The organism is Streptococcus sp. F2 (assembly GCF_056500955.1).
The window spans coordinates 1-11202 of sequence record NZ_JBWKAI010000039.1 but is presented as its reverse complement, the minus strand read 5'-3'; the positions used below and the strand labels follow the sequence as shown (position 1 = coordinate 11202).

Sequence of the window (11202 nt, the reverse complement as noted above, 5' to 3'; positions counted from 1 at the left end):
TTTAACCGTTCGAAAAAATTGCTGTAACTACAAGGAATTTTTGCGCCCTTTTTCGTGTATTTTCGAAAATCTTCTGCTTTCTAAGTTAGGAAGTAGTAGCTTTTTTATGAATGTAGACTTGTTTTTTTGAAATGGCGCAAACTCCTTAAGTGAAATAGTAACTACGGGAATGATTCCTATCAGTTTCTTCTTATTTTTTCAATTTTTGGTATAATATAAACCATGAATGAAAAAGTATTTCGTGACCCCGTTCACAACTATATCCATATTAATCATCAGCTTATTTATGATCTTGTTAATACCAAAGAATTTCAACGGTTACGACGCATCAAACAGGTCCCTACAACTGCGTTTACCTTTCATGGAGCAGAACACAGCCGCTTTTCCCATTGTCTAGGGGTGTACGAAATTGCCCGGCGTGTCACCGAAATCTTCGAGGAAAAATATCCTGATAATTGGGACAAAGATGAAAGTCTTGTTACCATGACGGCTGCCCTCCTACATGACATTGGTCATGGTGCTTATTCCCACACCTTTGAGACCCTCTTTCATACAGACCATGAGGCCTTTACTCAAGAGATTGTCACTAATCCTGAAACGGAAATTAATGCTATTTTAGTGCGTCATTCTCCTGATTTTCCGGATAAGGTTGCTAGTGTCATCAACCATACCTATCCTAATAAACAAGTCGTTCAGCTCATTTCTAGCCAAATTGACTGTGATCGTATGGATTATCTACTGAGAGACTCTTACTTCTCTGCTGCCAATTATGGGCAGTTTGATTTGATGCGAATTCTACGAGTCATTCGTCCTGTTGACGGAGGAATCGTCTTTGACCGCAGTGGCATGCATGCTGTGGAAGACTATATCGTGAGCCGATTTCAAATGTACATGCAGGTTTATTTTCATCCTGCTAGCCGTGCCGTGGAACTTATCTTACAAAACCTTCTTAAACGGGCTAAAACCTTATATCCTGAGCAGAAAGCCTATTTCCAAAAAACAGCGCCTGGTCTTATTCCTTTCTTTGAGAAAAATGCCAAACTAACCGATTACCTTTCTTTAGATGATGGGGTAATGAACACTTACTTCCAGGTTTGGATGGCAAGCGAAGACCATATTTTATCAGATTTAGCTGGTCGCTTCATCAACCGAAAAATTCTCAAATCGGTCACCTTTGATCAAGAGTCACAAGAAGACTTAGAGCGCTTACGACAGCTGGTGGAGGCTGTAGGATTTGACCCTGATTATTACACTGGTATCCATGTTAACTTTGACCTACCTTATGATATTTATCGACCAGAACTAGCAAATCCAAGAACTCAAATCGAAATGGTGCAACAAGATGGCAGCCGTGCTGAATTGTCCCAATTATCACCTATTGTCAAAGCCCTAACAGGTACCACTTACGGGGATCGCCGCTTTTATTTTCCAAAGGAAATGTTGGAGCTAGATGATCTGTTTGCCTCTAGTAAGGAAGCCTTTATTAGTTACATTTCCAATGGACACTTTCACTTCAGCAATTAAAGTCCTTCTAGATTGAAGAAAAAGCCTGCTTTCTTCAAAGTTCATATTTTTATGATACTTGACTTAACTAGCACGGACAATAGCAACTCCCTACGGGATTTCATACCTAGATGTTGAGCCTAGATCTCAAAAGCTCCGAACGCCAGAAGCGTCATGTTTCTGGCGTTTTTGCTATGGTGTAACGTATCGAGTTTTGGATTGCTTCACTCGCCTATGATTCATACAATGCAAACACTGATACTATTTTTTGATAACATTGTGCACAAATTCTCTTAGAGGTACTTTATCCAGAGATTAAAGTAGAAGACCCTCTTCAATCTTTTTTTGATGGTAATGACAAATATCACCCTAGATTAAAACGTTTTCTCTTACTTTTCATTCCATTCCTTCTTCTATTTCATGACAAAAACACCTATTTTTAGTATGATAGAGTTTAGAGCATTTTTATAATGACAGTTAAGTATAAGTAAGGAGAATGCGATGTCTATCAAATTGGTTGCTGTCGATATTGACGGCACATTAATCACCGATGACCGCCGTATCACCGATGACGTTTTTCAAGCTATCCAAGAGGCTAAGGCTCAAGGTGTCCATGTGGTAATTGCTACTGGCAGACCTATTGCCGGAGTAGTTTCATTACTCGAACAGTTGGAACTTAATCATCAAGGAAACCACGTCATTACCTTTAATGGTGGATTGGTGCAAGATGCTGAGACTGGCGAAGAAGTTGTTAAAGAATTGATGACTTATGAAGACTATTTAGAGATTGAATATTTAAGCCGAAAACTAGGCATACACATGCATGCGATTACCAAAGAAGGTATCTTTACCGCTAATCGTAACATTGGCAAATACACCGTGCATGAGTCAACTTTAGTAAACATGCCGATTTTCTACCGAACTCCAGAGGAGATGACAGGTAAAGAAATCATCAAGATTATGATGGTCGATGACCCCGAATTGCTGGACGAAGCAATCAAGCTTATCCCACAAAACTTCTTTGATCACTACACGATTGTTAAATCAACACCGTTCTACTTAGAGTTTATGCCCAAAACCGTCAGCAAAGGTAATGCCATTAGACATTTAGCTGAAAAGCTTGGACTAGACATGTCACAAACCATGGCCATTGGTGATGCTGAGAATGACCGTGCCATGTTAGAAGTTGTTGCCAACCCTGTTGTGATGGAAAATGGGGTTCCTGAATTAAAAAAAATCGCCAAGTATATCACTAAATCAAACAATGACAGTGGTGTGGCACATGCTATTCGCGAGTGGGTGTTAAAATAATGTATACGTATAAAATTGGAATATCTCCTGAAGAACACGATCAGTTTGTCTTGTCTCAACCTCAAGCAAACCTACTACAAAGTTCGGACTGGGGACACATCAAAGATAATTGGAAACATGAACGGATTGGCTTTTACGAAGATGGTATTCAAGTAGCTGCTGCTGCTTGCTTGATCAGGCCACTTCCTCTTGGGTTTAGCATGATTTATATCCCTCGTGGACCAATCATGGATTACGCCAATTTTGAACTCCTTGATTTTGTGATTAAAACCCTCAAAATTTTTGGAAAAAGCAAGCGCGCTCTCTTTGTTAAAATGGATCCAAGTTTACAAATCAAACAATCATTTTTAGGGATAGACAGCGAAGAAAATGACTTCACCCTCTCAATCATCGCTTTTTTAAAACAACTTGGGCTGGAATGGTCTGGCAGAACAAAAGAGCTTGATGAAACGATTCAGCCAAGAGTGCAGGCTAATATCTACGCCAAGGACTTTGAATTTGAGAACCTGTCTAAAAAAGCAAAACAATCCATTCGCACTGCGACCAATAAAGGGGTTGAGATTATTGTCGGAGGAGCTGAATTGCTAGATGATTTTTCTAGCCTCATGGCTAAGACAGAAGAGCGAAAAGGGATTATCTTACGGGGGCAGTCCTATTATCATAAGTTACTGACCACTTATGTCGATCATTCTTACATTACTATGGCCTTCCTAGATTTACCCAAACAGAAGAATCTTCTTTCTCAACAATTAGACAAAGCAAGCGCAGAACAAGCTAAATTTAATGACAAAAGCAAGCCTAGCAAAGTCACTGAGAATCAAAAGACTATTGAGCGACTTGAGAAAGAGCTAGCAGTCTTAAATACACAACTTTTAAAAGGACAAAAGCATATTCCTTTAGCTGCGACCTTAACCTTAATTTATGGGGATACCTCAGAAAACCTTTATGCTGGAATGGATGATGATTATCGCAACTATCAAGCCCCTCTCCTTACTTGGTATCATACTGCTAAGGAAGCCTTTCAGCGAGGTTGCCGATGGCATAATCTTGGGGGCGTGGAAAACCAGTTAGATGGCGGTCTCTACCATTTCAAAGCTAGATTAAATCCAACCATCGAAGAATTCGCCGGTGAATTTAATATTCCTGTGAACATCATCTCCAAATTAGCTACCGCCGCTTATAACCTACGAAAAAAAATAAGGAGCACCCACCACTGATGGCACTAATCGAAATAGCCCAAGAAAGATTTGCCCATTACTGCCAAAGTTTACATCGCCATTCCTTTATTCAGACACCAGAAATGGCTCAGCTATTAACAAAAAGAGGGGCAGAGCCCCATTTTCTAGGCCTTGAAAAAGATGGCGAACTGAAACTTGCAGCCATGGTCTTTCGTCAAAAAGTCTTAGGAGGTTGGCGTCTTGAACTGAATGCTGGTCCCAATACCAATTCCCCAGAATACTTGAAAGAATTTTACAGCCAACTCAAAGCTTATGCTAAAAAACATCATGTCATTGAATGCATTGTAAAACCTTATGATGATTATCAGCAATTTGATAGCAATGGCAATACTTTATCCGAAACCAATGAACAATTGATTGCGCTTCTAACGTCCTTAGGTTTTCAACATGATGGTTTTAAAATTGGTTATCCTGAAGGAGAGCCCGTTTGGCATTATGTTAAAAACTTAGAAGGAATCACTCCTTCTCGACTATCTCAATCTTTCAGCAAAAAAGGGAAAGCATTACTCAAAAAAGCAAACACTTTTGGCATTACGTTACGTTCTCTCAACCGAGATGAGCTCCACCATTTCAAAGAGATTACCGCTGCCACGTCAGATCGTCGAGATTATTCTGATAAGTCCTTATCCTATTACCAAGATTTTTATGATAGTTTTGGAGACTATTGTGAATTCATGGTAGCAACTCTTAATTTCAATGACTATTTGACTAACCTCAAGCAAAAACAAAATCAACTTGGGGCAAGAATTGAAAAACTTGACAATGAGCTTATGACTCATCCCCATTCTGAAAAAAAACAAAATCAACTTCGTGAACTATCAAGTCAATTTGAGACCTTTGACGTCAGAATTTCTGAAGCTCTTGATTTTCTTAAAGAGTATGGTGCCAAAGAAATAATTCTCGCAGGTAGTCTCTTTTTGTACACTCCCCAAGAGGCAGTTTATCTCTTTTCAGGCTCCTACCCAGAATTTAATCGATTTTATGCCCCTGCTCTACTTCAAGAACATGCTATGTTAACCGCTATAGCAAGAGGGATTAAAACTTATAATTTTCTCGGTATTACTGGTGAATTTGATGGCTCAGATGGTGTGTTAAGGTTCAAACAAAACTTTAATGGTTATATTTTGCAAAAACCAGGAACTTTCCGATACTATCCACGCCCTATGCTGTTTCAATCGATTCAATTCCTTAAAAAGTTATTGAAACGCTATTAATAGTCCCAATATTATCCAAGTTTTAGGGTTTCAAACGGATCCTAAAACTTTTTCGTTGCATTTATTACTATGTAGTGTTATTTTGGCCATATCATCACTAACAGTTACCTGTTAATAATAGAAATGAGGACTAGGATTATGACAATGATTAACGGTTATCAACAATCAGATCGTGAAGAACGTTTAGAAATTCTAAACCTTCCGAGTTTACAGCAACGTGCCCAACAAATTATCCCCAAGGGAGGCTTTGGATACATTACTGAAGGTTCTGAAGATGAATGGACCCTTCATGAAAACACAAACTCTTTTAATCATGTGAAAATTATCCCCAGAGTTCTAACAACTGTAGAAAATCCTTCAACACAAACTTCTTTACTCGATATTCCTCTTTCAATGCCGATTATCGCTGCACCTACTGCTGCTCAAGGATTAGCCCATTCGCGGGGCGAGCTAGCTACTGCAGAAGGGATGGCTGCTGCTGGAACCATTATGAGTCAAAGCACTTACGGAAATGCAACCATCGAGGATATTGCCAAAGCAGGTAAGGGTGCACCACAATTTTTCCAACTTTACATGAGTAAAGACTGGGAGATTAATAAAATATGGCTAGACGAAGCGGTGAAGTCAGGCGTTAAAGCTATCGTTATGACGGTAGACTCCATGTTAGGCGGCTATCGTGAAGCTGATATTATCAACAATTTTCAGTTTCCTATTCCAATGGAGAACTTGGAAAAATTATCCGCTGGTGACACTCAAGGAAAAGGGATTGCTGAGATTTACGCTGCTGCTGCACAAGTTATTTTACCATCTGATATTCAAAAAGTGGCTAATTACAGCGGACTTCCTGTTTTCATAAAAGGAATTCAAAATCCAGAAGATGCTGAGACAGCCATTCAAGCAGGCGCGAGCGGTATTTGGGTGTCAAATCATAGCGGCCGTCAGCTAAATGGTGGTCCAGCATCCTTTGATGTCTTAAAAGCCATTGCAGATCGCGTTAACCAGCGAGTGCCTATTGTCTTTGACAGTGGTGTTCGTCGCGGATCACATGTTTTCAAGGCGCTCGCAAGCGGTGCTGTTGTTATTGCTATCGGCCGTCCTATCTTATTTGGTTTGGCCCTTGGAGGGACAAAAGGAACTCAAAGCGTTGTGGAACACCTCAACAAAGAGTTCAAGATTATTATGCAATTAGCTGGCACTCAGACAATAGAGGATGTCAAAAAAGCCTCCTTGATTCGCCAAAATCCTATAAGTGATTCTCTAGCTTTAAAAGAATAATCTCATTTGACTTACCTTTAAAATTTACAATAGAAAGAAGAGGGCTTCAAGGCCCTCTTCTTTTTATAGTTTCATCTGATAGTTTTAGTTAAGAAAATCAAGCAAAGCAAGGAAGCTATCAGCTTCTAATGATGCGCCACCAACAAGGGCACCGTCAACATCTGGACAAGCCATGTAATCTTTAACGTTTTCAGGTTTTACAGAACCACCGTATTGAACGCGAACTTTATCAGCAACTTCTTGCCCAAAGTCTGCTGCAACCACGTCACGTACAGCTTTACACATTTTTTGAGCATCATCTTGAGTAGCTGATTTACCAGTACCGATTGCCCAGATTGGCTCGTAAGCTAAAACAAGTGAAGCCACTTGGTCAGCAGTAAGACCTGCAAGAGCCGCAGAAACTTGAGCACCAACAAACTCAACAGCTTTACCTGCTTCGTAAGTTTCAAGAGATTCCCCACAACATAGGATTGGAGTTAACCCATTTGCAAAAATAGCTTTTGCTTTCTTGTTAATGTCTTCATCTGTTTCATGGAAGTAATCACGACGTTCTGAGTGACCAATAACGACATAGTCAGTTCCCATTTCAGCAAGCACTTGTGGAGATGTTTCACCAGTGAAGGCTCCTGCATTTTCAAAATAGCAGTTTTGTGCAGCAACTTTAAGAACTGAATCTTTAGCAGCTTCGATAGTTGTTACCAAATCAACAGCTGGCGCTGCTACCGCAACATCAACAAGGTCATTTGAAGGTAATTTGCTTGCTACAGCCTCAACGAACGCTTTTGCTTCTTGAGGGGTTTTGTTCATTTTCCAGTTACCGGCAATAATTGGTTTACGTGACATATCACATACCTCTTCTTTTTTTATTTACATCTCCTATTTTAGCATATTTTACTGGCTATTAAAAGAAAACGGCTATATTTTAGGAATATTTTCACAAAGGAAGAGGGCTTTTCTGAAAACTTTTCACTATTTTTTATAGGATATATGTTTCTTATCAGATAATCCTCAAGAAAGGAGATTATCGTATTCCTGCATCTGAATCTCGCGCTTAAGCTGCCCCCAGATATTCTTTTTCTCGCGGTAGCCAATTATACTACTCGCCTTGACAAGGGTTAAAACAGGATGCAAGACAAGGTATCGAAAAACAGCTATATACATTACCTTGATAATATCTGTTAACCCAATCATTAATTTTTGAGAGTAAATCCGATGCAAGAAAGAAGTAAGGGTAATTAGAATACAATAAAGAGTATAGAGAAAAATAAGTGAAAAGAAAAAAGGAATATTTAACTGATGAAAAATCAGACCCAAAAAAATAACTCCTGCTCCAAAAAGTTCAAGAAAGGGAGATATTAACTCAAAAAAGATATAGTATATATAAGAAACAAACCCAACTGCCCCAAAGCGGTAATTGGCAAAAACACTTCTGTACTTTTTCAAACATTGATATAGTCCTAAGAACCATCGTCGTCTCTGTTTCCTCAAGTCTCCTAGACTCGTTAGTGCTTGACTCCAACAGACTGCGTCAGTTTCATAACAAATTCGATAAGGAACCTGATTATTGCGGTAAAAAAAATGTAATTTCATAACCAATTCCATATCTTCTCCCAAAGTCTCTGTGTCGTAACCACCAACGGCTTTCACGATGTCTTTCTTAAAGAGACCAAAAGCTCCTGAAATAATCAAATTAGCTTTTAAGTAATCCAAGAAAATACGCGCCCTTAAAAAAGAAGAGTCATATTCAATGGCCTGAGCGCAAGGAATCATCCGCCAAGGAAGGTGATAAGAAACCATGCACCCTTCTTCCATCTTAACCCCCTGGGCAACCTGGACAAGACCTCCAACAGCTATAACCGTTTTGTCTAACCTTACCGATGTCATAATGTGTTTTAATGAATCTTTTTGCAACATCGAATCTGCATCTAAACACAAGAAATAATCATGACAAGACGCATTAATTCCCATGTTTAATGCATCCCCTTTTCCGCCATTTTCTTTGACAATTAAGGTCAAAACAACACCTTCCACATCAGCTTTATAAATAGCTTTATAAGGCTTAGTTACAATATGTTGGTTAATCGGTTCCTGATGAAGTATGAGTGGAAAATGGTTCATCAACACCATTGATGTCTGATCACTAGAGTCATCATCTACAACAATGATTTCGTAATGATCATAATCCAAATGAAGTAAGGAATCAATAGTATTAACAATCGTCAAAGCTTCATTATAGGCCGGGACGATAACAGACCCCCACATCATCAGCATGAGTCGCTAAACGAGATCGATGTTCTCGTTTTTCATAGAGATGGACACCTCCAATAACTAAAGAAATCACTAAAAAACTGGCATAAGCAATCAAAAGTAATAAGAAAATCAGCTGGGAGAGTTGTAAAAAGGTAAAGAATAGTTGCATACGACCTTGCCCCTTCTCCTATTTGGACTCTTTTTTCCATTGGTCAAATAGATGCGGCTTGTGCCATTGTGTCACCCGTTGCTTAACAATGTAACTGAGATTAAAAATAGTCACTGCTAAACAAACCATAATATAAAAGTACAAAACATGATGTATCATCTGATTACTCTCCTTTTTAGTCCACTCTTTTTTAATAATAGAGTAGGATGCTTTTAAAAATGGACGAACCTTAGGCCTCTCACAACTAGGTAAAGGATAGTCTTCCATAGGAATCATCTCGTGTGATTGCGGCGGGTCCCCATCCCAGAGCAATCATGTCAGCATCTACTTCTTTGACACCATAGTTCTTCATGTAGTCGTCATGAATTCTCTTAGCCGCTAGATTAGAAAAATTCAACAGTTGCCAAGGAATCCTTACCTCAATCATTTTTTCCCCAAAGACAACGTCCGTCTGAGAATCAAGCTGAGTGATACCAGCTTGATTTATCCCTTTACGCAAGATTCCTGTAGGAAAACTTGGCAGGTATTTCTTTTTGGCTCTAGCTTTTTCAATATCTTCGACAATCGTTGTATTTCGTAAAACCATTGTCACCAAATCGAACTGTTCTGAGTCTTTTCGAGGGGGTAACGCGCTATAGTTAACTGTTTATAATGTTAAAACCAGAAAAAAGACCCTCACAATAAGGAAAAAGCATCTTCCCAACATTTTTTGGAAAGAAGTACTGGTACTGTCAATAATTTTGTGTAAACACCTAGTCGAGTTTCTAAATGTTAATCAAATAGACTATCCAGGGTATCAGAACACGCTCCAAAACCTTTATGAACGCGGTGTCCAAACTTGAAATTATAGTCTTCAAAAATAGTTACCAAACATCGCTCAAGTGATTCATCATTTGGAAATACTACTTTCTTTTTACACTGTCTCTTAATTTCTTTATTCAGTGATTCAATCAAGTTAGTCGAGTATATGCTTGGCCAAATACAGTATGGGAGCTGGTAAAAGGTGAATAAATTCTCTGTCTTTTCAAGCGACTCCATCACCTTCTTATAACGAGGTTTCCACTCATCCATAAACTGTCTCAATAACTTCCTTGCTTCCTCAAAGCTAGTTGCTCGATAAACCTGTTTAAACTGCTCAATAATAGGGGCTCTGTCTACACGTTTGACTTTACTCGACATATTGCGAGCAATATGAACTAAGCAACGTTGCTGTTTTGCTAAAGGATAAACTTGTTGGATGACTCGCTCCAAGCCATTGAATCCATCAGTGACAACTAGCGACACTTGCTGGACTCCTTGCCTTTGAAGTCGATTGAGAAGGTCACTCCAAGAAGTATTATTCTCATTTGATGCAATCTCATATCCTAAAACGGATTTATAGCCCTCAGGAGTAATCCCAAGAGCAATATGAACGCATTCTTTACTAACCGTTCCTCGGCGCAAAGGTAAGTATGTCCCGTCAAGATAAAGCACGGAATAGTTTTCCTTAAGTGTACGCTCGTGAAAAGCAGTGACGTTCTCTTGTGTTACTTTTGTGATATTTGACACAGTCGTCGGACTATAGTGATGACCATACATTCGTTCGATAATCTCGCTGATTTCACGAGTTGTTACGCCAGTTTGGTAGAGTTTGATAACCATTTCTTCTAGATGGTCATCACGTCTAGTATAGGACGGCAAGATAGCTGGTGAAAACTCACCATTTCGATCTCTTGGTATTGCTAAACTCACAGTTCCATATTTGGTTTCAAATTGACGAGAATAGGTGCCATTGCGGCTATTACCTGTGTTATAACCACTTTTCTCATAGGGTTCATATCCGAGAAAAGCTGATAATTCAGCTTGCAAGAGCTCATTCATGGCTGTCTCTAGAGATTGACGAAAGAAGTCATCGATATCTTGCTTTTGGGCTAGGAAGTTTAGCAATTCTGTGGTAAACTGGGTCATGGGAATAAATCTCTTTCTAGTGAAGTCTCGCAACTCTACTATACAGGATTTATTCCTTTTTGTGTTTACACAAGATATTTTACATTACCGAAGTACTTTTCATTTTTAATAATGAGAAATCACCTGATTAATAGCTCTTTAAATATATTATCCTGTGTCTTTTTAACACCCAAATTGTCAAATTAAGCTAGACATTTTACGTAACTCAGAAAAACCTGATATGGTGTTTGATAATTTAAAGATTTCCTAGGAATTCTATTTCGTTTATCAGCGATAGCTGATAAATATTTCTGAG

Annotated in this window: 11 protein-coding genes and 1 pseudogene; 5 read left to right on the top strand and 7 right to left on the bottom strand. The window is 38.9% G+C overall.

The genetic code is table 11. The annotated features are described in order from the left end of the window. Positions 1–222: 222 nt before the first annotated feature. From ACYTR8_RS09500 to ACYTR8_RS09480, 5 genes are all read left to right on the top strand, one after another. Positions 223–1524, top strand: coding sequence for an HD domain-containing protein (locus ACYTR8_RS09500; protein WP_479642064.1), 1302 nt, complete (start codon positions 223–225; stop codon positions 1522–1524). Positions 1525–2004: 480 nt separating this feature from the next. Continuing rightward, entirely contained in the window at positions 2005–2814 is an 810-nt protein-coding gene (gene yidA, locus ACYTR8_RS09495) for a sugar-phosphatase (protein ID WP_111715872.1), read from the top strand. After that, positions 2814–4031: an aminoacyltransferase gene (locus ACYTR8_RS09490; protein ID WP_479642063.1), complete on the top strand. Its 1218-nt coding sequence runs from the start codon at positions 2814–2816 to the stop codon at positions 4029–4031. The genes yidA and ACYTR8_RS09490 overlap by 1 nt, the downstream gene beginning before the upstream one ends. After that, positions 4031–5266 (top strand): aminoacyltransferase, encoded by a 1236-nt coding sequence (locus tag ACYTR8_RS09485; RefSeq protein ID WP_269761050.1) that lies wholly within the window; start codon positions 4031–4033, stop codon positions 5264–5266. The genes ACYTR8_RS09490 and ACYTR8_RS09485 overlap by 1 nt, the downstream gene beginning before the upstream one ends. Before the next feature lie 138 nt (positions 5267–5404). Beyond that, a complete protein-coding gene (locus ACYTR8_RS09480; RefSeq protein WP_479642062.1) occupies positions 5405–6541 on the top strand; it encodes a lactate oxidase in 1137 nt (378 codons plus the stop codon). A gap of 84 nt (positions 6542–6625) precedes the next feature. Here the strand turns inward: ACYTR8_RS09480 and tpiA are convergent, their stop codons facing one another. The 7 genes and pseudogenes from tpiA to ACYTR8_RS09445 all read right to left on the bottom strand — a co-directional run. Further along, positions 6626–7384 carry a triose-phosphate isomerase gene (tpiA, locus tag ACYTR8_RS09475; protein ID WP_111715863.1) on the bottom strand — a complete coding sequence of 253 codons (759 nt, stop codon included), beginning with the start codon at positions 7382–7384 and terminating at the stop codon, positions 6626–6628. Between the two features lie 165 nt (positions 7385–7549). Beyond that, positions 7550–8812, bottom strand: a complete 1263-nt coding sequence (locus tag ACYTR8_RS09470) for a glycosyltransferase family 2 protein (RefSeq protein WP_479642061.1) — start codon at positions 8810–8812, stop codon at positions 7550–7552. Then, the gene (locus ACYTR8_RS09465; protein WP_479642060.1) at positions 8772–8960 is read right to left on the bottom strand and encodes a glycosyltransferase; all 189 of its coding nucleotides are present in this window, start codon (positions 8958–8960) and stop codon (positions 8772–8774) included. Before ACYTR8_RS09465 ends, ACYTR8_RS09470 begins: the two co-directional genes overlap by 41 nt. Positions 8961–8978: 18 nt before the next feature. Continuing rightward, positions 8979–9119, bottom strand: a complete 141-nt coding sequence (locus ACYTR8_RS09460; RefSeq protein WP_014612146.1) for a hypothetical protein — start codon at positions 9117–9119, stop codon at positions 8979–8981. A gap of 85 nt (positions 9120–9204) precedes the next feature. Next, positions 9205–9546: a hypothetical protein gene (locus ACYTR8_RS09455; protein ID WP_479642059.1), complete on the bottom strand. Its 342-nt coding sequence runs from the start codon at positions 9544–9546 to the stop codon at positions 9205–9207. A 185-nt stretch (positions 9547–9731) separates the two neighbouring features. Further along, entirely contained in the window at positions 9732–10907 is a 1176-nt protein-coding gene (locus ACYTR8_RS09450; protein WP_479642058.1) for an IS256-like element ISSdy3 family transposase, read from the bottom strand. A 182-nt stretch (positions 10908–11089) separates the two neighbouring features. Then, positions 11090–11202, bottom strand: a pseudogene (locus ACYTR8_RS09445) (IS30 family transposase); the annotation flags it as partial.

Bases quoted from the DNA above. Each gene is read 5' to 3' on its own strand.
- yidA (WP_111715872.1), top strand. From the start codon at position 2,005: ATGTCTATCAAATTGGTTGCTGTCGATATTGACGGCACATTAATCACC.
- ACYTR8_RS09485 (WP_269761050.1), top strand. From the start codon at position 4,031: ATGGCACTAATCGAAATAGCCCAAGAAAGATTTGCCCATTACTGCCAA.
- ACYTR8_RS09460 (WP_014612146.1), bottom strand. From the start codon at position 9,119: ATGATACATCATGTTTTGTACTTTTATATTATGGTTTGTTTAGCAGTG.
- tpiA (WP_111715863.1), bottom strand. From the start codon at position 7,384: ATGTCACGTAAACCAATTATTGCCGGTAACTGGAAAATGAACAAAACC.
- ACYTR8_RS09450 (WP_479642058.1), bottom strand. From the start codon at position 10,907: ATGACCCAGTTTACCACAGAATTGCTAAACTTCCTAGCCCAAAAGCAA.
- ACYTR8_RS09455 (WP_479642059.1), bottom strand. From the start codon at position 9,546: ATGGTTTTACGAAATACAACGATTGTCGAAGATATTGAAAAAGCTAGA.
- ACYTR8_RS09480 (WP_479642062.1), top strand. From the start codon at position 5,405: ATGACAATGATTAACGGTTATCAACAATCAGATCGTGAAGAACGTTTA.
- ACYTR8_RS09500 (WP_479642064.1), top strand. From the start codon at position 223: ATGAATGAAAAAGTATTTCGTGACCCCGTTCACAACTATATCCATATT.
- ACYTR8_RS09465 (WP_479642060.1), bottom strand. From the start codon at position 8,960: ATGCAACTATTCTTTACCTTTTTACAACTCTCCCAGCTGATTTTCTTA.
- ACYTR8_RS09490 (WP_479642063.1), top strand. From the start codon at position 2,814: ATGTATACGTATAAAATTGGAATATCTCCTGAAGAACACGATCAGTTT.
- ACYTR8_RS09470 (WP_479642061.1), bottom strand. From the start codon at position 8,812: ATGCTGATGATGTGGGGGTCTGTTATCGTCCCGGCCTATAATGAAGCT.